20 protein-coding genes are annotated in these 24497 nt (G+C 51.5%); 17 read left to right on the top strand and 3 right to left on the bottom strand.

All coding sequences use genetic code 11. The annotated features are described in order from the left end of the window. Positions 1-60 precede the first annotated feature (60 nt). The 5 genes from BUE76_RS19780 to BUE76_RS19760 all read left to right on the top strand — a co-directional run bounded on the left by BUE76_RS19780 (position 61) and on the right by BUE76_RS19760 (position 5645). Complete coding sequence (locus BUE76_RS19780; protein WP_073044609.1) at positions 61-1215, top strand: bile acid:sodium symporter family protein; 1155 nt, start codon at positions 61-63, stop codon at positions 1213-1215. A gap of 47 nt (positions 1216-1262) precedes the next feature. Then, the gene (locus BUE76_RS19775) at positions 1263-1691 is read left to right on the top strand and encodes a nuclear transport factor 2 family protein (protein ID WP_073044611.1); all 429 of its coding nucleotides are present in this window, start codon (positions 1263-1265) and stop codon (positions 1689-1691) included. A gap of 141 nt (positions 1692-1832) precedes the next feature. Further along, positions 1833-3191 carry an AGE family epimerase/isomerase gene (locus BUE76_RS19770; protein WP_083596572.1) on the top strand — a complete coding sequence of 453 codons (1359 nt, stop codon included), beginning with the start codon at positions 1833-1835 and terminating at the stop codon, positions 3189-3191. A gap of 104 nt (positions 3192-3295) precedes the next feature. Further along, positions 3296-4840, top strand: a complete 1545-nt coding sequence (locus BUE76_RS19765) for a sensor histidine kinase (protein ID WP_073044613.1) — start codon at positions 3296-3298, stop codon at positions 4838-4840. A 115-nt stretch (positions 4841-4955) separates the two neighbouring features. Further along, on the top strand, positions 4956-5645 hold the full coding sequence (locus BUE76_RS19760; protein ID WP_073044614.1) for a LytR/AlgR family response regulator transcription factor: 690 nt from the start codon (positions 4956-4958) through the stop codon (positions 5643-5645). Between the two features lie 145 nt (positions 5646-5790). On the opposite strand, the gene BUE76_RS19755 is transcribed toward BUE76_RS19760, so the two are convergent. Next, entirely contained in the window at positions 5791-6507 is a 717-nt protein-coding gene (locus tag BUE76_RS19755; protein WP_073044616.1) for a 3-ketoacyl-ACP reductase, read from the bottom strand. Between the two features lie 398 nt (positions 6508-6905). Here BUE76_RS19755 and gndA point away from each other — a divergent pair, with 398 nt between their 5' ends. From gndA to pgl, 3 genes are all read left to right on the top strand, one after another. Continuing rightward, on the top strand, positions 6906-8324 hold the full coding sequence (gene gndA / locus BUE76_RS19750; protein ID WP_073044618.1) for an NADP-dependent phosphogluconate dehydrogenase: 1419 nt from the start codon (positions 6906-6908) through the stop codon (positions 8322-8324). A 153-nt stretch (positions 8325-8477) separates the two neighbouring features. Then, positions 8478-9983 carry a glucose-6-phosphate dehydrogenase gene (gene zwf, locus BUE76_RS19745; protein ID WP_073044619.1) on the top strand — a complete coding sequence of 502 codons (1506 nt, stop codon included), beginning with the start codon at positions 8478-8480 and terminating at the stop codon, positions 9981-9983. Positions 9984-10195: 212 nt separating this feature from the next. Next, complete coding sequence (gene pgl / locus BUE76_RS19740; protein ID WP_073044621.1) at positions 10196-10924, top strand: 6-phosphogluconolactonase; 729 nt, start codon at positions 10196-10198, stop codon at positions 10922-10924. Positions 10925-11191: 267 nt separating this feature from the next. Here pgl and BUE76_RS19735 read toward each other — a convergent pair whose 3' ends face one another. Further along, a complete protein-coding gene (locus BUE76_RS19735; RefSeq protein ID WP_073044623.1) occupies positions 11192-12169 on the bottom strand; it encodes a Gfo/Idh/MocA family protein in 978 nt (325 codons plus the stop codon). A 285-nt stretch (positions 12170-12454) separates the two neighbouring features. On the opposite strand from BUE76_RS19735, the gene BUE76_RS19730 reads away from it, so the two are divergent. Beyond that, the gene (locus BUE76_RS19730) at positions 12455-12952 is read left to right on the top strand and encodes an SWIB/MDM2 domain-containing protein (protein WP_073044625.1); all 498 of its coding nucleotides are present in this window, start codon (positions 12455-12457) and stop codon (positions 12950-12952) included. Positions 12953-13076: 124 nt separating this feature from the next. Here the strand turns inward: BUE76_RS19730 and BUE76_RS19725 are convergent, their stop codons facing one another. Continuing rightward, positions 13077-13766: an SDR family NAD(P)-dependent oxidoreductase gene (locus tag BUE76_RS19725; protein ID WP_073044627.1), complete on the bottom strand. Its 690-nt coding sequence runs from the start codon at positions 13764-13766 to the stop codon at positions 13077-13079. A 604-nt stretch (positions 13767-14370) separates the two neighbouring features. Between BUE76_RS19725 and BUE76_RS19720 the strand changes: the two genes are divergently transcribed. From BUE76_RS19720 to BUE76_RS19685, 8 genes are all read left to right on the top strand, one after another. Then, a complete protein-coding gene (locus BUE76_RS19720; RefSeq protein WP_143157344.1) occupies positions 14371-14670 on the top strand; it encodes a hypothetical protein in 300 nt (99 codons plus the stop codon). A gap of 86 nt (positions 14671-14756) precedes the next feature. Then, complete coding sequence (locus BUE76_RS19715) at positions 14757-15173, top strand: c-type cytochrome (protein WP_073044632.1); 417 nt, start codon at positions 14757-14759, stop codon at positions 15171-15173. A 356-nt stretch (positions 15174-15529) separates the two neighbouring features. Then, positions 15530-17935 (top strand): TonB-dependent receptor, encoded by a 2406-nt coding sequence (locus BUE76_RS19710; protein WP_073044634.1) that lies wholly within the window; start codon positions 15530-15532, stop codon positions 17933-17935. Between the two features lie 76 nt (positions 17936-18011). Continuing rightward, a complete protein-coding gene (locus BUE76_RS19705) occupies positions 18012-18410 on the top strand; it encodes a hypothetical protein (RefSeq protein WP_073044636.1) in 399 nt (132 codons plus the stop codon). A 316-nt stretch (positions 18411-18726) separates the two neighbouring features. Continuing rightward, entirely contained in the window at positions 18727-19701 is a 975-nt protein-coding gene (locus BUE76_RS19700; RefSeq protein WP_073044638.1) for a sugar phosphate isomerase/epimerase family protein, read from the top strand. A gap of 428 nt (positions 19702-20129) precedes the next feature. Continuing rightward, positions 20130-20921 carry a 3-oxoadipate enol-lactonase gene (gene pcaD, locus BUE76_RS19695; RefSeq protein ID WP_073044640.1) on the top strand — a complete coding sequence of 264 codons (792 nt, stop codon included), beginning with the start codon at positions 20130-20132 and terminating at the stop codon, positions 20919-20921. 234 nt (positions 20922-21155) lie between these two features. Continuing rightward, the gene (gene rhaT / locus BUE76_RS19690; RefSeq protein WP_073044641.1) at positions 21156-22253 is read left to right on the top strand and encodes an L-rhamnose/proton symporter RhaT; all 1098 of its coding nucleotides are present in this window, start codon (positions 21156-21158) and stop codon (positions 22251-22253) included. 50 nt (positions 22254-22303) lie between these two features. Beyond that, entirely contained in the window at positions 22304-24427 is a 2124-nt protein-coding gene (locus BUE76_RS19685; protein ID WP_073044643.1) for a bifunctional aldolase/short-chain dehydrogenase, read from the top strand. Positions 24428-24497 lie beyond the last annotated feature (70 nt).

The raw sequence follows: 24497 nt of genomic DNA, 5'->3' as shown, positions 1-24497 counted from the left end.
AACATGGCATATCTTTTTGCCTTAGTGCATCCTTGCTCGCTAACGATTTATTCTTTCCATATGACCGCTTCTTCAAATGCAAAGATTTTTTATGGTATTGCACTTGTTGCCCTGGCTGCCTTTATAACGGTAACCCTGCTGCAACAGCACCAATGGGCTGGCTGGCTGTTGATGGCTGCCTTTCTGGGGTTGGCGCTTGCTTTCAGGTATAGCAATGCGCTCAAAGGCTTTTCATTTACCATCATCATTTTTGCAGCCGTAGCGCTGGCTCTTTATTACCCGCAGTATTTCCAGCAATGGGGAGGCTACAAGCTCTCCGGGCTGATCACCCCTCTGATACAGTTGATCATGTTTGGTATGGGTACCAGCATGAGCATGCAGGATTTTGTGGGTGTGGTAAAGATGCCGAAGGGCGTGGTGATAGGCGTAGCGAGCCAATTTGTTATTATGCCTTTTCTTGGCTTCACGCTGGCAAGCCTTACCAATTTCCCCCCAGAGATTGCAGCAGGCATCGTGCTGATCGGCTGTTCGCCCAGTGGGATGGCTTCCAATGTAATGTCGTACCTGGCAAAGGCCAACCTCGCACTGTCTATTACCATTACTTCAGTCACTACCTTGCTGGCGCCTTTTGTTACCCCTGTGCTGATGAAAATGCTGGCTGGTGCCCTGGTGGAAATTGACGTAACAAAGATGATGTGGGATATTATCAAGATGGTGATCATTCCTATTGGCGCCGGTCTTGCCGTTAACAGGTTGCTGCGCGGTAAGGCAGGATGGCTTAACAGGGTGATGCCCCTGGTATCGATGTTTGGCATTGCCTTTATCATTGTCATCATCACGGCGGCGGGCAGGGATAGCCTGTTGCAGATAGGACCCGCGCTGATTGGTGTGGTGCTGGTGCACAATCTTTTTGGATACCTGCTGGGCTACTGGTCGGGCAGGCTGTTTCGCATGAGCGAACGCGATTGCCGCACCATTGCCATTGAAGTGGGCATGCAGAACGGTGGTCTTGCTTCCGGCCTTGCCAAGGAAATGGGCAAGATCGCAACTGTGGGCCTGGCGCCTGCCATTTTTGGCCCGCTGATGAATATTACCGGCTCCTCGCTGGCAAGCTGGTGGCACAACCGCCCCCCAAAGGATGAACCAAAACCCGAGGTACAGAATAGTGCCCTTGCGCAACCCACGATACCACAGGTAAGTGAAGTGAAAAGCTGAACCTATATTCGTGGATACATCAACACTTACCTAACCCCGTTTTACTGATGAAGCAGAACCTGTTGTTTTTTGCCTTGCTGTTTGCCACCAATGTATTGTTTGCCCAAACAAAAGACGAAGCCGATGTAGCCAGGGCGGTAGAAACCCTGCGGCAGGCCATGATTGATGCCGATAGCGCAGTGCTCGACCGCATCACCATGCCCGGCCTGAGTTATGGCCACTCCAGTGGCAAGATCGAAGACAAGGCCGCTTATATCAGTGCGCTGGCCAGCGGCAGGTCCGACTTTAAAAGCATGAACCTCGACAACCAGCAGATCACCATTGCCAACAATACCGCACTGGTGCGCCACCTGCTCACCGGTCAAACTGTAGATGGGGGCAAGCCCGGCGATGTAAAGCTGCATGTACTGCTGGTTTGGGTAAAAGATAAAAAGCAATGGAAGCTGCTGGCACGCCAGGCCGTGAAAGTGCAATAGGAAGGCCGCAGGGGTGATGGCATGCTTAGCCAAAGGATAGTTTCTGCCTGTTCTTTTTCCTGGGTTCCGTTATTTGCTTGCGCCATGATAGACACCTGGGGAAAGACGTCTGATTGCGCTCACCATTCAACAACGATTGCCATGCCTTTTCCGCTTTTTAGCCGGTTGGTACAACTTGCTTTATCCATTTGTTTTACTACCCAGTTTTATAGTGCTGTTGCGCAGCCCGGTGCCATCCCCGACAGCATCCTGCCGCAGATGCGGTATGCCGCAAAAGAAGGACTGCTGGATCATTCTTACCCCCGCAATATTGATACGCAGTATGGTGGTTATCTCAGCACCTTTTCCTACAACTGGCAACCCGTGGGTGCACAGGATAAGATGATTGTTACGCAGGCCCGCCATATCTGGTCAACGGCAAAGGCGACAGCGTTTTACAAAGATGAGCGTTACCTGCCCATGGCAAAACATGGCTACCTGTTTTTGCGCGACAGGATGTGGGATCAGGAAAACGGCGGCTTTCACAACCTGGTAAGCAGGGATGGCAAGGTGAAGAGCGATATGAAAGAAGCTTATGGCCATGCCTTCGGTATTTACGGCCTGGCAGCTTACTATGCTGTATCGAAAGATACGGGTGCATTGGGGTTGGCAAAACGTGCCTTCTACTGGCTGGAGCAACACACCCACGATGCAAAGGCGAAAGGGTATTTTCAAAATCTCCGCCAGGATGGCAAACCTGCCGTTCGCAATGCACAAACACCTTCCACTTCCACACTGGGCTATAAGGATCAGAATTCTTCCATCCACCTGTTGGAAGCTTTTACCGAACTCTACCATGTGTGGCCCGATCCGCTGGTGAAAACAAGGGTGCAGGAAATGCTCGACCTGCTGCTGGATAAAATCATACAGCCAAAAGGCTACCTGCAATTGTTTCTTACCCCCGAATGGAAGCCTGTTACTTTCCGGGATAAAGGCCGTGAAGGCATCCTGCAGCACCGCAACGTGGACCATGTTTCCTTTGGCCATGATGTGGAAACAGCCTACCTGATGATGGAAGCTTCCGAAGCCGTTGGCAACTACCGCCATGCCGATGTGCTGCGCAAGGGTAAAGAGATGGTGGATCATTCCCTGCGCATCGGCTGGGATAAAGCTTTGGGCGGGTTTTACGACCAGGGCTATTATTTTCCCGGCGATACCGCCATTACCATCATCAAGGATAGCAAGAACTGGTGGGCCCAGGCCGAAGGGCTCAATACCTTACTCATATGTTCCCGGCTTTATCCGGATGATCCACTGGACTATGCTGGAAAGTTCGTCCAGCTGTGGCAATATGCCCAAACCTACCTGATCGACCACCAGTACGGCGACTGGTACGAAGAAGGCCTGGACAAAGAACCCGAGCGCCGCACCGGTAACAAGGCGCATATCTGGAAAGCAACCTATCACAATTTCCGGTCGCTAAGTAATTGTATAAAAATCCTGGAAGCCCGGAAAGGCTGATGTATTTGTAAAGGGGTGATTGGTCACGCTAAACGGATATTTGGACACATTGTTAAGGTAAAAGGTTCCTGCCCTTCCTAACATTGCAGCACTAAGTATTCAATATGAAAGAAGCCGGTCTGAAAAGAATAAATGGCGCAGCTATTGAGTTGTGGACCATCACCGCCGTTTTTATTATTTCCCTGATGACTTTTCTTGCCCCTGCCATTTCCGGGGCCGATGGCAACTGGTACGCACCCAACCGGCAGGATTTTGAAGTGGCTAATGTAGGGTTCAACTATTACCAGAATTATGTGCTGCCCTTCCTGGTACGTGCCTGTTATCTTTTCTTTGCTTTTTCCCTGCTCAACTTCAGGGTGGTGCCCCGCATCATTCGCAATGAGGAAAAAAGCCGGCAGTACTGGCTGGCTGCTAGCCTGGTACTGGGTGCTTTTGCTGTCATCCTGCTCTCGCAATTTTACCTGAAACAATACCTGGTGATTGCGCCGCCCAATAAGGCTGCAGCTTTTGTACAACTGGTCCAGGAATCCTTTCTGTTGACTTTTCAAATGGCCTTGTTCTTTATTGCTTACCTGATGGTGCGGTATTTCTGTGCATGGGTGCTGCTCCCTTTTTTGCGTAACTGGTGGGCAGGTAATACTATTAGCCGCGAAAAACTGCTGTTGGTTGTGTTATGGGCAATTGTTGGTTTTTTTCTCCTGACTATACATGCACCTGAACTGTTTTTCTTATGGTTTTTCGGCTTGCCCAATGCGGTTTTGCTTTACAATTATTCCTTTGGCACCCTCATACCTGCAGCCTACGCCCGCAAAAGGCCCTTCCTGAGCTATATGGTGCGGGTGCTGCCGCTGTGCATATTTGCTTTTGCCTTGGTGGCATTTGTTGTGGTCAATATCCTCGATGATGAAGATGATGGCTTTGGTGTTGCCTTGGTGAACGCCCTGATACAATTTTTGGTGGTGGCGCCGGCTGCCTGGACGATGTTTAAAAGGCAAATCAAAGGCAAGGAAGAATTATATGCCCTTAAAAAAGAGTTGGGAACATCGGCTGCCAACCTCGACCTCCTGCGCTCCCAGATCAACCCGCATTTCTTATTCAATGCGCTTAATACCATTTACGGTACCGCACTGCAGGAAGGAGCGGAGCGCACTGCCGAGGCTTCGCAGATGCTGGGCGATATGATGCGCTTTATGCTGCACGAAAATATGCAGGAAAAAATAGCGCTGGTTCGGGATGTTGACTACCTCAATAACTACATCAGCCTGCAAAAGCTCCGTACCCAGTCGAGCCCCGATATCAACATACAGGTGGATATACAACCCGGCATCATGCCGCACCTCCAGGTGGCACCCATGCTGCTCATTCCTTTTATTGAAAATGCATTCAAGCATGGCATCAGCCTGCGCGAACCTTCCTATATCAAAGTGTCGCTGGAAGTAAAAGAAAACAGCCTGTATTTTGATGTGTACAATAGCAAGCACCCGCGGCCCCTGCACGACCCGGAGCAGTACCATGGCGGTATCGGGCTGGCCAACGTAAGGCAGCGCCTGCAGCTGTTGTATCCAGGGAAACATGAACTGCTGATACGGGAAAATGCACGCGACTTCTTTGTGCACCTCGTGATAGAATTGGCTGGCGGGAAGAAATAAGCGACCGCCGGGCGGACAGGAGCGGGTCCAAATATTTGTAGCTGTCCGTTCGGGCTGGTCAAGCTTTCTTAATTTGTGCGCCGGTAATAGTATCCTGTTTGTTTAAAATCTTGTGATGAAAGCCATTGTTGTTGACGACGAACCCATTGCCCTGGAAGTGGTGCGGGCACATGCCGCCAAAGTGCCCTTTCTGGAACTGAAGGCAGCATTCACTGATGCCTTTGCTGCTATGGACTACCTGCAGAAAGAACCGGTGGACCTGATCTTCCTGGATATCAAAATGCCGGATATATCGGGTATTGATTTTTACAACAGCCTTTCGCGCAAGCCCCTGCTGGTGTTTACCACTGCCTATAGCGAACATGCCGTTACCAGCTTCGAGATGGATGCCATCGATTACCTCCTCAAGCCTTTTTCGCTGGCCCGTTTTGTAAAGGCCTGCAACAAGGCCTACGAGTTGTACAATTTCCGGAACGCCACTGAAGCGGCCGACCACCTGTTTGTCAAAACGGGCTCGGAGCAGGTAAAGGTGTTTTTTGATGAAATACTGTACCTGGAAGCCACCGGCAACTATGTAAGCTTTGTGCTCAAGGATCGAAAAGTTTTATCGCGCAGCACCTTTGCCGAAGCCGTCAACTGGGTGCCTGCGGCACGGTTTGTTCGCATCCACCGGTCTTTCCTGGTATCCACCACGCATATCCAAAAAGCCGACCGCACAGGGGTGCAGATCGGCGGGCAGCTATTGCCTGTAAGTGAAGCTTATTACAAAGGCTTGCTTCAGGCTTTGCAGCCTGCGGGCCGCTAATCTTTTCACGCATAGTATCAATTCCAAAAAGAAATAGCTGCACATGGCAGCTATTTCTTTTTTTATCCATGCAAATGATCACTTGGTGTTTGGCTCCACTTGCAGCTTGCAGCTAATAGCTTGAAGCTAACAGCTTGCAGCTCCCTTACGGATTCGTGGAAAAAATACTTGCTTCTTTCACCAGCACCCTTCTGTTTAACTTCAACTGTGCGATCACCAGTTCGGCAAAATCTTCGGGGTGCATCACGCGTTCGGGATCGCCGGTGATGAGGTTGGCGCTTTGGGCCAGGTCTGTAACGATGGTGCTGGGTGCAAGGGCCGTAACGCGGATATTGTGTTTGCGTACTTCCTGCATCAGGCTTTCGCTTAATCCAAAAACTCCAAACTTGGAAGCGCTGTAGGCGCTGGTTACCGCACTGCCCGACTTGCCTGCAGTGGAGGAGATGTTTACGATATCGCCGGTTTTGCGCTCAATCATGGACGGGAGTACTGCACGGGTAGCATAGTAAACACCAAACAGGTTGACCCTGATCTGCTGTTCCCATACTTCGGGTTCCAGTTCCAGGAACTTGCCGAAGGTGCCGGTGCCGGCATTGTTGATCAAAATATCGATGGGGCCGAGGCTGTTTTCAATGGCTTGTACGGCGGCTTCCACGGCTGTACGATCGCTTATATCGGCGGTGGCATATGCTGCCTGCACACCCAGGGCTTTCAGTGCTTCCGCCAGTTGCTGTACGTCTTTTTCGGTGCGGGCCACCAGGCCCACATGTGCGCCTTCCTTAGCCAGGGCTGTTGCGATGGCCTTCCCGATACCTTTACCTGCGCCGGTTACCAGCGCTACTTTTCCTTGTAGTGATTCCATGGTTTATTGTTTTAGGCAGGGCAAATTTCGGAGGAAATGTCCCGGTAAAGTGAACAAGAATTTCAATGAACTGATAGAAAAAAGAAATGGCAGGCTTTCGCTGCCAAACATTACTTTAACCGGGTATGGTAAAAAGGATTCATGTTTTAAATGATGTTTAAAATAGGGTTGTTGCGCTTGTGTCTTGTTTAAAAAACAGTGGTTTTTGGTAACGTTTGCGTAAAAAACAGGTCCGCTTATTAAACGGGAAGCGATATATGGGTTTATATTTACCCCTACATCCGGTTGCTGCCAGCCCTTTCCATCCTTCTTTTTCGGGCAGCTAAGGAAAACATCTTAAACACCGCATTGACACCGGGCTGTACCTTTGCCGCCCAGTCACCGTAAAGAACGAACGAATGAACCAACAACAATTTGATTTCGGAATGGTCGGATTGGGCGTGATGGGACGTAACCTCATGCTCAACATCGCCGATCATGGTTTTTCCGTTATTGGCCTAGACCTCGATCCCCTAAAAGCAGCCGCCGTTTCCGTGGAAGCCACTCCCGGCACCACCGTGCAGGGTGTTACCGATCTGCAGGTTTTTGTACAGTCGCTGCGTAGCCCCCGCGCCATCATGCTGCTGGTGCCTGCCGGCAAACCCGTAGACGCCGCCATTGCTTCGCTGCTGCCCCTGCTGGATGCCGGAGATATTGTTATTGACGGTGGCAACTCCTATTTCCCCGATACCGACCACCGCGTAGCCGAACTGGAAGCCAGTGGTATCCACTTCTTTGGTATGGGTATTTCGGGTGGCGAACAAGGTGCCCGCTTTGGCCCCAGCATGATGCCCGGTGGCAACCGTGCTGCCTACGAGCGCCTGCGTCCCATTTTTGAAGCCGTGGCCGCCAAGGTTGCCGGCGAACCCTGTGTAGAGTTCCTGGGCAATGGCTCGGCGGGCAACTACGTGAAGATGGTACACAACGGCATCGAGTACGGCGTGATGCAGCTGATTGCCGAGATCTACGACCTGCTGAAACGTGGCGCCGGCTTTACCGATACCGAACTGCAGGCCATTTTCCAAACCTGGAACAATACCGAACTGCAGTCCTTCCTCGTTGAAATTACCAGTGAGATCCTCAAGCATACCGATGAACATACCGGCCTGCCCATGGTGCAGGTAATCTCCGACCGTGCCCGCTCAAAGGGTACCGGCAAGTGGACTTCGCAAAACGCCATGGACCTGCAGGTGCCTGTGCCTACCATCGACATGTCGGTGCTGATGCGCGATATTTCCAAATACAAGGAAGAAAGGGTGGAAGCAGCAAAACTGCTGCCCAACGGTGCCCTGACGCAGGTGGCGGAAGCCGACCGTGCAGCCCTGGTGCAACAGGCCCGCAACGCCTTCTATTTTGCCATGATGAGCGCCTATGCGCAAGGCCTGGCGCAACTGACCGTGGCTTCCGAAACCTATAACTACGAGCTGAACCTGGCAACGGTGGCCCGCATCTGGCGTGGCGGCTGTATCATCCGTGCAGCCTGTTTGACCGATATCCGCGCGGCTTTTGAAAAGAATCCCGCCCTGCGCAACATCCTGCTCGATCCCGCCATTGGCGCCGACCTGCTGGTGCGCCAGCAGGATATCCGCTCCGTGCTGAAGCTGGCCATTGACAAGGGCATTGCCATGCCCGCCTTTATGGCTTCGCTGGCTTATTTCGATGCCTACCGCACCGAGACCCTGCCCACCAACCTGATACAGGCGCAGCGCGACTATTTTGGCGCACACACGTACGAAAGGGTTGACCGCGAGGGAATTTTTCACACGCAGTGGAGCTAGTCTTTTAAACCTATAAGGGTTTAAAAAATCTTGAAGGTTTTCACCTCGCAAAACCTATCAGGTTTTAAAAACCTTATAGGTTTAAAACAACACCTAACAGGTCTTTAAGACCTGTTAGGTGTACCCAATCATTCATCTCAATATTCTACCACCGTGAGTCCTATTCATAAAACCGAACCCACGATCGCCATCATCTTTGGTGGCACCGGCGACCTTGCCAAAAGGAAGCTGGTACCCGCTTTTTACAACCTCTTCCTCGATGGCTGGCTCCACGAGCAGTTTGCCATCATTGGCATGGGCCGCAGCGATACCAACGACGATAAGTACCGCAAACACTTCGAAGATGCTTTGGGTGAGTTTTCACGCCGCCAGCCCGAAGCCGACAAGTGGGCCGCATTTGCACCCAGCATCACCTTTTTGCAGTCCAACATCAACGACCCCGAAGCTTACGAACTCCTGAAGGCGAAGATCGAAAGCCTGGAAGCGGAGTGGGGTGTGCGTGCCAACCGCCTGTTTTACCTCTCGGTGGCGCCGCGTTTTATCGAGCCGGTAACCGTAGGCCTCCACAAGTCGGGGCTGGCTGCCGATGTGGAGCGCGACCGAATTGTGGTGGAGAAACCTTTTGGCCACGACTTTAAATCGGCCAAGCAACTGAACTGCCTGCTGACGGCTACTTTCAAGGAGTCGCAGATCTACCGCATCGACCACTACCTGGGTAAAGAAACGGTTCAGAATATCATGGCCTTCCGCTTTGGCAATGCCCTTTGGGAGCCCCTGTGGAACCGTAACTATATCGACTATGTGCAGATCACCGTTGCCGAAGAAGTAGGCGTGGAAGACCGCGGCGGCTACTATGAAGGTTCCGGCGCCCTGCGCGATATGATCCAGAACCACCTGCTGCAGCTGTTGTGCATGGTGGCCATGGAATCGCCGGTTACTTTTGAAGCCGAGGAGATCCGCAACCGTAAGGTAGATGTGCTGCACGCCATCCGCCGCTTCAGCCGCGAGGATGTGGGCAAGGCTGCCGTGCGTGGACAGTATGGCCCGGGCTGGATCAAGGGCAAGAAAGTACCCGGTTACAAGGAGGAAGGTGGTGTGGATCAAAAGTCCAATACCGAAACCTTTGCCGCCATCAAGTTTTACCTCGACAACTGGCGCTGGCAGGGCGTGCCTTTTTACCTGCGTACCGGCAAGCGCATGCAGGAGAAAGGTTCTTCCATTACCATCCAGTTCAGGCAGGTGCCTCACCTCACCTTCCCCGACGCGATGGCCGAGAACATGTTCCCCAACCGCCTCGTGATCAATATCCAGCCGCAGATGGATATCCGCCTGCGCTTTATGGCCAAGAAGCAGGGCATGGGCATGCGCCTGAAGCCCGCTGAAATGGTATTTGATTTTAACGATGAAACCACGCCGGCACAAACACCGGAGGCTTACGAAACCCTGTTGCTCGATGCCATGCAGGGTGATGCTACCCTTTTTATGCGCAGCGACCAGGTGGAAGTAGCCTGGGATGTGATCACGCCCATCCTTGAAACATGGGAGTCAAGGCCATCGCTGGAGTTTCCCAACTATGCCGCAGGCACCTGGGGACCCGAGAATGCAGAGGCCCTTATTGCCCGCGACGGGCATACCTGGACGGTGACCCTACCACACTAATACCGGTTCGGTACGTTTTGAGACACCCCGCACCTAGCGGGTACATCATGGGCAACCGACGACAGACGACAGGTGATAGACAACGGACGACAGACCACGGACGACGGACGGCAGATAACGGACTAATTTGCAACTTACCTTTTCGTCCGTGGTCTGTTGTCCGTCGTCTTCGTGGTTTATTCATTTATTTTAGACAGGAAAAAGAACAGCAGATGCTCCAAGTATTTACCGATAAAACAGCCCTGAGCACTTTTGCCGCCGACCTTTTTGTACAAACCGCCAAAGAGGCCGTGGCCCGTGACGGCCGCTTTGTGGTAGCGCTTACAGGTGGTTCTTCACCGGTACAGTTGTACCATATGCTGGCCGAACCGCCTTACCTGAACGAAGTGCCCTGGGCCCGGACCTATGTTTTCTGGGGCGACGAGCGGTGGGTGCCGCTGGATGATGAAAAGAGCAATTACAAGATGTCGAAAGAGGCCCTGCTGGACAAAGTGCCTGTGCCGGCGGAGCAGATCTTCCCGATGTGGAAAGCAGAAGTGTCGCCTGAGGCTTATGCAAAGGAATACGAGCAAATCCTGCTGGAGCTTTTTGGTGGCTTCAAGCCCCAGTTCGACCTCATTCTCCTGGGTATGGGTGATGACGGGCATACTGCATCCCTGTTTCCCGGTACGGCCGTTTTAACCGAACAGGAAAAGCTGGTGGATGCCTATTGGCTGGCGCCACAGGATATGTACCGCATCACGCTGACGGCTACCCTGATCAATGCAGCCCGGAAGATCGCTTTCCTCACCTTTGGCGCCAATAAGGCCAAGGCCCTGTACGAGGTACTGGAAGGCGCACCTGATACGAATCAGTACCCTTCCCAACTTATTCGCAAGGATGCAGATACCGTGCACTGGCTGGTAGATGAGGCTGCGGCTGCACAACTGCAAAAACGATAAATGAACAACCATAATAAAAAGTCGACAGTAAGGTTACTGTCGATTTTTTTTACAACTATACAAATAAGTAGTGCAGGGCTTGGTTTTTACAGCTTCTATACCCATATTTAACGCGTTACCGGCTTACTGGTAACCGGCTTCACCCACTTTGCATTACCAACGAACCTTTCTGTACCTATGAAACAGGGGTTGATTAATGCTCCAACCTATGCCCGGGCTTCACCACTTACCTGCGAAACTCAATATGCAATAGTTGGCTGCCACTGCTCACTCGAAAGGATATTTCAAACCTATCTGCGTTCTTACCGTAGTCAATATTTCCTGGATGGCAAGGCTGCTGTCCAGAGGTACCTGGCTGCTTTCGGTACGGCCCTCCAAAAAACAGCGGCTGGCTTCTTCAATTTCGTAGTTGTACCCCAGCGTACTGCGGCCATCATCGAAGCGATCCGTTTCTTTCCCTTCCGCATTATACAGAAAGGCTTTTGAAGCCTTGAAAAAGTCGGGTACTACTATATGCCCGTTTTCACCCATGATCACCGCCTGCACCTTCGACCTGCCTGCAAGGGAACAGTAGAGGAATGCAGGCACGGCGCCATATTGAAAGATCATGCTGGTGCTGGCATCCACACCGGTATCGGTCATGATGGCTGTGGCGCGGATGGTATCGGGGCTGCCGCCCATGAAATAGGTAGTAAAAGCAACGGGGTAGATACCCAGGTCTAATAGCGCACCACCTGCCAGCTGGGGATTGTACAACCTGCCCTCCGGTTCGTAAGGCATGAGGTAGCAGAAGTCGGCATGGATGGTTTGTATGGCCCCGATGCGGCCCTCCTTAACCCATGCCTTTGCCTGCTGCATGGCAGGCAGCAGCCAGGTCCACAGCGCTTCCATGAGCAATACACCCCGCTGCCGGGCAGCCGCTGTTAGTTGCCCGAGCTGATGGTGGTTGATGGTGATGGGTTTTTCGCACAGAACTGCCTTGCCGGCTTCAATACAGGCAAGGCTTTGCTCCAGGTGAAAATTGTGAGTAGTGGCGATATAAACAGCATCTACTTCGGGGTGTGCATAGAGCTCCTGGTAGGTGCAGGCAATAGGAGCCTGGTACTGGCTGGCAAAGACCCGGGCCCGCTCCTTGTCACGGGCAGCCACCGCCACCAGGCGGGCATTGGGCACCTGCTGAATGTCTTGTGCAAATTTGTGTGCGATTTTTCCGGCTCCTAAAATGGCCCATCTTACGGTATCCATATGTGCTTTTTTCGGTTGTTGTCTTCCGTGAGGAAGGGATTTTGCTTTTGCTGTCTAAATGAGGCCCATGGCGCTTCTTATCCTTATTCCGGGCTGCTGGCGCTATGTTTTAAGCAGGCAAACCAAGAGGTGTGGCGGTTCTGTTTACAGCTTTTTACCAATTGAAAGCCTTGGTATTTGCCTGCACTTATCCACGGGTTAGTCACAACTAAGGCATGAAATTTTATTATGAGCAACGATAACCTAAATTAGTAGGATAATACGCTAAACTTTAATTACTCAGTTATGGCAAAAGCTGCAAAGAAAGCAACTACCAAGCAAGCAAAAGCTCCCGCAAAAGCCGCCGCTAAGGCCGCTCCTAAAACCGCTGCAAAGGCCGCACCTAAAGCTGCCGCCAAGGCTGCTCCCAAGGCTGCTGCTAAGGCCGCTCCGAAGGCTGCCGCCAAGAAGGCTGCACCCGCTAAGAAAGCTCCTGCTAAAAAAGCCGCCGCTCCCAAAGCTGCCGCAAAGAAAGCGGGTGCCAAGCGTAGCGGAGGTACTGCCAATGCCGCTTTCATGGCTCCGCTGACACCCAGCGAGCAGCTGTCGAAGGTAATTGGCGCCAGGCCCCTGCCCCGCACCGAAGTAGTAAAGAAAGTATGGGAGCATATCAAGAAAAACAACCTGCAGGATAAGGCCAACAGGCGCATGATCAATTCCGACGAGGCCCTCAAGCCCATCTTCGGAAAGGCACAGATCAGCATGTTTGAGCTGGCCAAAGTGCTTAACGGCCACCTGAAATAAGGGGTACCTGCTTTTGCTGCTTGTACAATATCCCGAACCACAGTAATGGAATCGGCCGCTCCGCCAGGAACCTTCCCGGTGTAGCGTTTATCCATTGCTGTGGTTCTTTGTTTTTGACCCCTGCTCAGGCGCCGTTATACAGCTTGAGTACCGCATCGCTCACCGCGCTGCCACTTTCCGAAACCAGGAAGTAAAGGGCTGCTGCAATGCTTTCGGGTTTTACCCAGGTGCTGAAATCCGCATCGGGCATACCTTGCCGGTTGGCTGGCGTGTCGATGGTGCCGGGTACAATAACGGCCGCATTGATGCCGGAGCCCCTGTTTGCTGCATTGATCATGTCGGCAAGCTGAAACAATAGGGCCTTGCTGAGGGCATAAGCCAGCATGCTATGTCCTGCCTTGGGCTCCAGTGCCGGCCGGCTGCCTGTAAACACGATCCTTCCTCTTCCATTTTGCTGCATATGGCTTAGCAACGGCCGCACCACGTGGTAGGCTGTTTCAAAATTGAGTGCTACCTGCTCCCTGATGGCGGCGCTGCTGGTAGCGGCAATATCGCCCATGGCAAAACCGCCGGCAAGCAGCAGGGCTGCATCTATGCGGCCATGGTCTGCTGCTGCACGTGCTACAAAGCCGGCTACTTCCACTTCGTCGGCCAGGTTTACAGTGTACAGGTGAAAGGACGGGTTGTCGGCGGTACTGTCTTTGCTCCGGGCCGTACCGATAACGGTGTAGCCTTTTGCTAAAAAATACTGGCTGACAACGGTGCCCAGGTTCCCGGTGGCGCCGGTAATGAGTATGGTTTTGGGTTGGCTCATGGCTTCTTTTCTTTCCGGTAAGATAGTGGGTGAAAAGCAAGGGTGGATGCTAGGCAATTGTTTCTTTTGGTTCTGTACCTGGAGCCTTGGTCCTGCACCCCTGTTTGCAGCAATCCTATTTTGATGGATCCTTCACCATGCAACCTGGGGTTTCCCGTTAGCCGTTCTTCTTCACCCCAAGGTTCCGGGCATAAAAAAGCCCACTGTGGAAACAGCGGGCGACTAACGATTGCTTGCCATATGAAAGAGTTCGAAATATTTTTTTGTGCTGGGCTTTACAGCTTGCCTTGGTGTTGATGCAGGTTAGCAAACGGCGCTATTAACTTGCTTGCTGATACAATTTTACGATGGTCTGCAGGCAGCAAGAAACCAATTTCTTTCTAATTCTATTGCGCCTAACGCGGTAACTAATTGTTAAAACCCTTGCTGGTGGAGGGTTTGCGAAGCATTTGGCGCAGATGCCCAACCAATTTATAGGTGTAAATCTTACACTTTTAAAGGGAAATTTTTTTTCAACATCACGCCCAAACCCAGGCCACAAAGCCCGCAACTGGTGCTGCAGCCCTTTTTTCCTACTTTTCGGGTTGTGATATATAAAGATTCCTTGCAACTCAGTTTTTTCCTCGATGAACAGGATGCCGTGGAGGAGGCCGCTGCCCTGCAGCTGCAACAACAGTTGGACGCAGCACTGCGCACCCAAAACCTTGGTATTTTGGACGATGCCCGGTACAATGAAAAAGGCGGTTTTCAGCAATGGACTTTCCTGGGTCATGACGCAGCGGCCATGCTGGACCTGATGCGGCCATTAGTTGCGGCAGCCGACTTTCTGGTAGGCCCGCGGGCTACCCTTATTATCCGTGAGGCAGGCAGTACAAAGGTGCAGGTAAAGCACCTGGACCTGTAGCCTGGAGGTTAAAAAAGGTTACCTTCTATGTATCTTACTGACGAGTTGAAAAACTTTCCCGTATATTCATCGCCAAAGCTCCGGATATGAAACAAACAACTACCATTCTACTGCTCCTCCTTGTTGTTGTGGCCAGCTCTTTTGCCCTCAATGATGAAACACCCCGCTACAAAAACCTCAAGGTGATGCCCAAGAACACCACCAAGCAACAAATGGACAGCGTGATGAAACATTTCACCTCCTCCATGGGTGTTAAATGTAATTTCTGCCATGTATTCAACCAGGAACAGAAGTCGATGGACTTTGCCTCCGATGCCAACGAGCACAAAGGCATTGCCCGCAGCATGATGAACATGACTGCAAAGCTCAATAAGAAATTCTTTGATGTTAAAAACAGCAAGGATCTTACCGCTAAACTGGAAGTGACCTGCTATACCTGTCATAACGGAAAGGCACATCCTGCAAAATCTGCCGCACCCGCCGTTACCGCGCAGGCGAAGTAAGCTTTTGCAATTGCCGGCACCCGCCCCTTTTTTGTATAGGCCGTACTCTTGCCATCATCAAATCATTCTGACAACACCCTAAACCCGCAAGGCTCCCTGCCAACGCGGGTTTTTTGCTCTTTGCGCTGAAGTGTTTTTAGCCAGTGTAGGGGGTAAGTGTTGGGTGCAGGAACCCGCGATCCAGCTTCGTTAAGAGCGTAAAACATACGGTACCATTTCCCCTGGCAAATGGCGCAGAATACTCTGTTGACAGCATTTGGGCGCGGCAGGCACCCGTAGCGCTTACAGTTACCAATCATAAAACCACCCTGGTTCATTTGCTAATTTGCACCCCTGCATCATCATAAAATCAATTCATGCGATCGCTTTGGATTCTTCTTGTCGCCTTATTTTTTGCTCCCGTATTGTTTGCTCAAACAGGAACGGTTTCCCTTTCAGGTATGGTGCGCGACAATGCGGGCAGGCAGCCCCTGGCTTTTGTTTCCATCACACTGCGTAAGAGCGACAGTAGTTTGGTTGCAGGCACCATCAGCGGCGAAGATGGCCGCTTTCAGTTGCCCGGTGTGGTAGCGGGCGAATACCTGCTGCAACTGTCGCATGCAGGTTATACACCGGGCTGGCAAAAACTGCTGGTGGGCAGGTTGAGCGCCTACCTCGAACTGGGAATAATCAACCTGGCTCCCATGGCTGCTACATTGTCGGAGTTGCGGGTGGCTGCCCGGCAGGAAGGCCCGAACAGCCGCATGGACAGACAGGTTTTTTCCATCCAGAACAATATCAGCCAGGCCGGCGGATCGGTGTTGCAGGCCATGCGCAACCTGCCGGGCATAACCGTCTCGGAAGGAGGTAAGGTGCAGTTGCGGGGCAGCGACAGGGTGGTGGTTTTGTTGGATGGCAGGCAAACGGCACTTACGGGCTTTGGCAACCAGGCTGCACTGGATAATATTCCGGCATCGGCAATTGAACGCGTTGAGATCATCAACAACCCTTCGGCGAAATACGATGCCAATGGTGCTGCGGGTATCATCAATATCATTTACAAAAAAAGCGGGCAGCAAGGTTTTAATGGCAAGTTGGGGATGACTACAGGACTGGGTGCTTTGTTGCAAAAAAAGGAAAACCTGCCCTCCATAAGGCCACAGTACCAGGCAACGCCCAAGTTCAACCCGTCGTTGTCGCTTAATTACCGGAAGAACAGGTTCAATGCCTTTATGCAGGGCGATTACCTGTATAATAAAACACTCAATAAAAACGATTTTACCACCCGTTATTACAGCAATGGCGATACCATCCGCAACCAGGTGAAACGCAACCGCATCACCACTGTTGGTACCATAAAGGCAGGTGTTGACTGGCAACTAAGCGATGCCGATGCTGTTAGCGTATCGGGTTTGTACAGCAGCGAATATGTGCGCGATCATGGCGATATTCCTTACTTCAATGACAAGTTGACCAACCGCAGCAGGCTTTGGCAGTTTTATGAAGACGAAGTAAACACGGCGGCCACCGTTTCGGCCAACTACCAGCACCGCTTCCAACAGCCGGGCCACCTGTTGCAGGTGATGTTCAACTACACTTTTCACCGCGAGGATGAGCAGTATTTCCTTACCGATATCAGGCCTGCCTATACGGGCAGGGACACCTTTATGCTGCTTGCCGATGAACATGTAAGTGATCTTTCCATCGATTATTTCCGGCCCCTGAAGCAGGGCCGCTTTGAGGGGGGATTCAAATTCAGGCAGCGCAACATTCCCACCAATATGCGGTTCTTCCCGGGTATCAACTCACCGCTGGATACCAATGCGGCAGGCTGGGCCAGGTACCAGGAAACGATACCGGCGCTTTTTGGCAATTATGTTTATGAGCAAAAGCGTTTTGAACTGGAAGCGGGCCTGCGTTGGGAGTATGTGCACCTTAGCTACAGGGTTAACCCGGACCACAACACCTACAAAAGCGATGGCTACAATTATGTACAGCCATTTCCAAGTGTGCGCATGGGGTATAAACTGGGTGATCAAACCAAGTTGTCGTTATATTATAACCGCCGCGTAGACCGCCCTGATGAAGGCGATATCCGCATCTTTCCCAAGTATGATGATCCTGAAATACTGAAGGTGGGCAATCCTGCCCTGCAACCTCAGTTTACCAATTCCGTGGAAGCAGGACTGCGTAAAGAGTTGCCTAAAGGATACCTGTACACCGCGGTTTACTTCCGTACTACCAACGGTACCATCACCCGCATCGGTACCAATCTGCCGGGCAGTACCATCATCTATTCCGTATTTCAGAATGCAGGCCGGAGTTATAATGGCGGTATCGAAATGTTGTGGCAGCACAATGCAGGGCAAAGCTTTACTTACAATATCAATGCAAACCTGTACCGCAACCGCATTGCTGCATTTAGCATAGCCAATAAGTACCCGGTGCCAACCTTGTATGACGCACCTGCCGAAGAAGCTACATCGGGTAGTGTGAAGTTCAATGGGGTATTTCATTTGCGCGGAAAAACAGACCTGCAGCTTACAGCTGTTTACCTGGCTCCCGATATCATTCCACAAGGAAAAGTGTATGCCCGCTTTTCGTTGGATATGGGTTTAAAAAAGTCCGTGCAGCAGGGTAACGGCGAGCTCTTCGCCAATGCCACAGACCTGTTCAATACTTATCGCCTCCGGAAAGAAATCAAGGGTTCCAATTTTCATTTTGTAAGCACCGACTATTACGAAACGCAGGTCTTTCGTACCGGGTATGCCTATAAATTTTAGCTGGCTTGAAAAAGATAGTATAGCAGATGTGGGTAAGTGAGTGGAATGCTTATCTTCAGCAAAACACTACGATTGTATGAAGCGTATCACCACCATTTTCGCAGGCCTTTTTTTTATGCTGCTATCTTTTAGCGCAAAGGCCCAGACCGCTGTTAAGAACGATTACTTTATTGGTAAATGGAACGTAATGATTGCCGGTACGCCCAACGGCGATGCAACATTGCTTTTTGACCTGACACGTAAGGACAATGGTGTGAATGGCACCATCAGTGACTCCACCGGGCAGACCGAACTCTCAAAGATTGAAAAGATCGAAGAGCCCGATGATAAAAGCATTGTGCTCTATTTCCACATCGAGGGATATGATGTAAACCTGCGCCTGGAGAAAAAAGATGCCGATAAGGTGGAGGGCAGCCTGATGGGCATGTTTGATGCCAAGGGCGAACGGGTAAAAGCCGACGCCAAAGCAAAATGATTCAAAGCGGCAGTAATGCCGCTTTTTTATTTGCAAGCATTTTTTAAATCGCAAACTCAATTCGTTTTTAGTGTTGCTGCGGTTACTCGTTTGCAAATATGATAGGAACACGGATGAAAGGGATTGGACGGATCAAAACGGATATCCGTCCCAATCTGTTCCATCCGTTTGATCCGTGTTCCCATACCATATAGCTATAACCACCCGGGTTAGATAAGCTCTATTTAATTTAACGGATCAAGGAAGGATTGGATCTCATTGTGTGAAAATGACAAGCTAAAATAAATACCTTATCTTAGGCATTCAAGCTTGACATATGAACACACGCAGACATTTTCTCCGCAATACCGCAGCTCTTGCTGCAGGCAGCCTGTTGGCAAAAGGACTCACTGCTCAATCTTTGTTTCCGGGTTCCGCAGCCATGAACCGTTTAGGTGTTGGTCTTTTTACCGTACCCAAAATGCTTAATGATGATTTTGCAGGCACGTTGAAAATGATCGCCGGGATCGGCTATAAGGAAGTAGAACTGTTTGGCCCTTATCCCTTCAGCACGGCAACTGATATAGAAGGCTGGAAAGGCGCCGCCAAGTCGCTAGGCTTCAGCGGAAGTGGTTTCTTTGGCAATAGCATTACTGATGTAAAGAAAATTCTTGCTGACAATGGACTGACAGCACCCTCCATGCACACCAGTTTGCCTACGCTCAAAGAAAAGATGGGCGAACTGGCTGACGCGGCCAATGCCCTTGGCGCCAAATACCTGGTATTGCCTTCGGCACAAACACCTGCGGACCTCGATGGCTACAAGCGCCAGGCTGATGAATACAATGCCATTGGTGCAGCCGCTGCAAAACACGGGTTACGTTTTGCCTACCACAACCATGGTAATGGCCTGAAAGCAATCGGGGGCAAAATTCCCGTGGAAATGGTAATTGAAAGCACTGATCCCCAAACCGTGTTCTTCCAGATGGACCTGTTCTGGACCGTTGCGGGAGGCATTGACCCGGTGCAGTATCTCAAAAAATATGCAGGCCGTTATGTGTCGCTCCACGTAAAAGATATGAGTAAAGACATGCGCTTCTCAGGTGATGGCGGCGACATGAGCCAGTGGCTTGCGCTGTTTCCTTACCTCGCTGATGCAGGCAGTGGTGTGTTGCCCTTAAAGTCCATCCTGGCACAGGCGCAGCAATCCGGTGTGCAGCACTTTTTCGTAGAGCGCGACCTGGCGCCTGATGCGAAACAGGCACTTACGAATGCTTATCGTTTCTTGAGTGGTTTGAAGGCGAGTGCTTAAGAAAAGCAGTTACAAGTTGCAGGTTCCTGGTTGCAAATGTTTACGGAGCCAGCCCAATCAGCCTGCATCAAGCAGTAGGTTTTGTATCGCAAAGAGCGCTAAGTAAACGCAAAGCAGCCGCATAGAGAAGTCTTTGTGGCTGCTTTGCGTTTGGGATAGGTATAGCAGTTCTCAATTATAAACTAATGCCAGTTTCAAGTTGTTTGATAAATGACATAAACTAAATAAAGCAGGTATTACAGTTGACAGGTTTAGCCCACGGTTTCAACCGTGGGGCAAATGGCATAAATCCTCCTTGTACACAACCGTTTCAACGGTTTTTGCTTACACCCTGGTGTTGTTGTTCAATGAAGTTTATTGTAATAACTGCAGACGGCTTAAATTTCACTTCCATAAATTTTATTACCTAAATAGCCGATCTGCCTGCCATGCAATTTTGCTCTTTTCAAAACCAAAGCATCCATTACCAATACCTGCCCGGTGCAGGCGTACGCAATTTTGTTTTTGCCAACTCGCTGGGTACCGACTTTCGCATTTGGGATGAAGTGGTGACCCGTTTATTGCCGCATGGCTCAGTGCTGCGTTTTGATAAACCGGGACATGGCTTGTCTGAATCGGGGAGTGGCGGCGGGGTTGAATGGTATGGCCAACTCGTACTGGCATTGATGGATGCGCATGGCATTGATCGTTGTGTGTTTGTCGGTTTGTCTATTGGCGGGCTGATGGGACAGTGGCTGGCACTGCGTCATCCCAAACGCATCGAAAAGCTGGTATTGAGCAATACCGCTGCCCGCATTGGTGAACTGCCTTACTGGATAGACCGTATTGCCACGATTAAAGCGGGTGGTATTGCGCCGCTGGCTGATATGATATTGGGCCGTTGGCTGGCGCCTTCTTTTTTACAAAACAATACCGCTACCGTTGCCGGGATGAAACGAATGCTGGAAGGCTGCGCATTACCGGGTTATGTGCAGGCCTGCGCCACTTTGCGGGATACGGATTTCAGTGGGCAGTTGCAAAGCATTTCTTTGCCCACGCTCTGTATTGCCGGCAATGCTGATGGGGCCATTCCCCTTGCCGATATGGAAACATTGGCAGCAGTAATCCCCGCCGCAAGCTTAAGGGTGTTGGAAGGGGTGGGGCATATTCCCTGCGTGGAGGTGCCGAAAATATTTGCAGATGCGGTGCTGGATTTTGTTCATTCCAAACTGTCAGTTTAGGTATGGATTTGGGTGTCGCGAAGGGGGCAAATTTTTCGCCAAGGAGCGCAAAGGTGTGCCTTTGCGTAATTCGCGCACCCTTTGTGCCCTTTGCGATACTTTATCAATAACTAGTATGAGTCCTCGCCAGCGGCTGTTTCCACAAACCCAGAACCCTACAGTCCATAACGGTTGCCTTTTGGGCCCGTCTTACTTTTATCCTACATTGTTTGTCATTTTGAAATAACTGAATTCATGCAAGCCCTTCTAGGAGTATTATTTCATTTTATAGGCGGTTTCGCCTCCGGTAGTTTCTACATTCCTTATAAGAAGGTACGCGACTGGAGTTGGGAGAGCTACTGGATTGTTGGCGGCCTTTTTTCCTGGCTCATTGTGCCACCGCTGGCAGCTTACCTCACCATTCCCTGCTTCGACTGCATCATTGCCGATACCGACAGCACTACGCTGTTTTATACCTACCTCTTTGGCGTGCTCTGGGGTATTGGCGGCCTTACCTATGGGTTGGGTGTGCGCTACCTCGGCGTATCGCTGGGTAGCAGCATTATCCTGGGGCTTTGCATGGTGCTGGGTTCTCTGATCCCTTCCATTTATTACGATATGTTCCCCAAGGAGGGCAAGGATACTTTTTCGCAGCTGGTAAGCACCTCCTGGGGGCAGGTAGTGCTGGCAGGTCTGGCCGTTTGCGTGCTGGGTATCTGGATTTGTGGCCGCGCAGGTACGCTCAAGGAAGCCGAACTATGCAGCGCTACGCCCGTTTCCGATGGGCATGGCGGCACGGCGGCTAAAACAGAATACAAGTTTGGCCTCGGTATCACCGTAGCCATCATCTCCGGTTTGCTAAGCGCTTGTTTCAATTTTGGACTCGAAGCAGGCAAGCCCATGGCCGATGTGGCCAATGCCCTGTGGAAAGACGCCAACCCCGGCCAGGGAGAGTTCCTCTACCAGAACAACGTGACCTACGTAGTCGTGCTCTGGGGTGGACTCACGACGAATTTCATTTACTGTATGTTCCTCAATGCCCGCAATAAAACCTTTGGCGACTATACCAACAAGAAAGCACCGCTGGCAAAGAACTACCTCTTTTCGGCACTGGCCGGAACCACCTGGTTCCTCCAGTTCTTTTTCTACGGTATGGGTGAAAGCAAGATGGGCAATGGTCCTTCTTCGTGGATCCTGCACATGGCCTTTATCATCCTGGTGGCCAACGCCTGGGGCCTTGCGCTGAAAGAATGGAGCGGCGTGAGCAAAAAAACAAAAGGCACCATCATCGCCGGCATCATCACCATCATCCTTTCGGTACTGCTGGTGGGTTATGGCAACTCGCTGAAATAACAATCACTTTGTACACAACCAAGCAACAGATAACTACATAAACAACCGATATGTCGACTACAACAACTACCCAGTTCAAGCATGTAAGCTACCTCTGGGATGAAGCCAAGGCGGCCGAAATGGCCGGTGACGAAGTGGCCCTGCTCATTTACCGTTCCAACCTGCTGGGCGCCGACCTGCGCCTCACCAACTACGGCGGTGGCAACACCTCCTGTAAGGCCATGGCTACCGACCCGCTTACCGGCAACGAGGTTGAAGTAATGTGGGTAAAAGGTTCGGGTGGCGATATCGGTACCCTGAAGCGCAGCGGACTGGCGGCCCTGTATGTTGACCGTTTGCGCAGCCTCAAAAACATCTACCGCGGCATCGAGCAAGAAGATGAGATGGTGGAATTGTTCAACCATTGCATTTACGACCTCGCCTCTAAAGCGCCCTCCATCGATACGCCCCTCCATGGCTTTTTGCCTTTCAAACATATCGACCACCTGCATCCCGATGCGGCCATCGCCATTGCTGCTGCAAAAGATGGTAAACAAATCACCCAGGAACTCTTTGGTGGTACCATCGGTTGGGTGGAATGGCAGAAGCCCGGCTTCGACCTGGGCCTGCAACTGAAGCAGTGCCTCAACGAAAACCCCGGCATCCGTGGCATCATGCTCGGCTCGCATGGCCTCTTTACCTGGGGCGATACCGCTTACGAAAGCTATATCAATACCCTCGAAGTAATTGAGCGTTGCGCCCAGTACATCCAGGACAATATCGGCAAGAAAGCACCCGTATTCGGTGGCGTACGCATCCAGTCGCTGCCCAAGGAAGAGCGCCTGAAAAAGGCAGCAGCCTTGGCACCCGTGCTGCGTGGTTTCTGCTCTTCACAAACCCGCATGATCGGTCATTTCACCGACGACGAGCGGGTGCTGGAGTTTACCAACAGCAACGACCTGGACCGCTTGGCACCCTTAGGTACTTCCTGCCCCGACCACTTCCTGCGTACCAAGATCAGCCCGCTGGTACTAAACCTCACGCCTGAAGAATCGCTGGATGATGTGGCTGCGCTAAAAGCTAAGTTGGCGCCCCAGTTCGAGGAGTACCGCCAGATGTACACCGACTATTACAACACCTGCAAGCACCCCAACAGCCCCGCCATCCGCGATGCCAACCCCGTGGTGCTGCTGTACCCCGGCGTAGGTATGTTCACCTTTGCCAAGGACAAACAAACCGCACGTGTTGCCGGTGAGTTTTATATCAACGCCATCAACGTGATGAAGGGCGCTGAGGCCATCTCCGAGTACACATCGCTGCCCCGCCAGGAAGCGTTCAATATCGAATACTGGCTGCTGGAAGAAGCAAAGCTCCAGCGGATGCCCAAGCCCAAGTCTTTGAGCGGCCGCATTGCCCTTATCACCGGTAGTGCTGGTGGTATTGGTAAGGCTATTGCCAAGAAATTTGTAGAGGAAGGCGCCTGCGTGATTCTGAATGATATTAACCAGGAGCGCCTCGACGGTGCACTGGCCGAATTCCAGAAAGCATATGGTAAAGATGTAGTGGCTTCCACGCTGCTCAACGTTACCGACAACAGCACTATCGAATCGGCATTTGAAGCCACAGCCCTCGCCTTTGGTGGTGTGGACATTGTGGTAAACAATGCCGGTATCTCTATTTCCAAGTCAATCGCCGAGCACAGCATCGAAGAATGGGACCGCCTGTACGATATCCTCGTAAAAGGACAGTTCCTGGTGTCAAAAGCAGGTACGGCCATCATGCGCAAGCAGGCTATCGGTGGCGATATCATCAACATTGTATCCAAGAACTCGGTAGTGGCTGGTCCCAACAACGCCGGTTACGGTTCTGCAAAAGCAGCACAGGCCCATATGAGCCGCCTGCTGGCTGCCGAACTGGGTGGTGATAAAATCCGCGTAAACGTGGTGAACCCCGATGCGGTTATTGCCGACTCTAATATTTGGGCCGGTGGTTGGGCCGAAGGCCGCGCTAAAGCATACGGTATCACCGTTGCAGAACTGCCTGCATACTACGCCAAGCGCACCCTGCTCAACGAAGTGATCCTGCCCGAAGACATTGCCAATGCATGCTACGCCTTTGTTAGCGGCCTGCTCAACAAAGGCACCGGCAACGTGCTGAACGTTGATGGTGGCGTGGCGATGGCTTTTCATAGATAGCAGTTCAAAGTTTATAGTTGAAAGTTCAGAGTCGCAGACGCTGACTTTGAACTTTCAACTATAAACTCAT

Origin of the sequence: Cnuella takakiae, assembly GCF_001953305.1 — a bacterium.
Lineage (GTDB): Bacteria > Bacteroidota > Bacteroidia > Chitinophagales > Chitinophagaceae > Flavisolibacter > Flavisolibacter takakiae.
The sequence above is the reverse complement of the archived record's forward strand: the minus strand, read 5'-3'. Positions and strand labels throughout refer to the sequence as shown.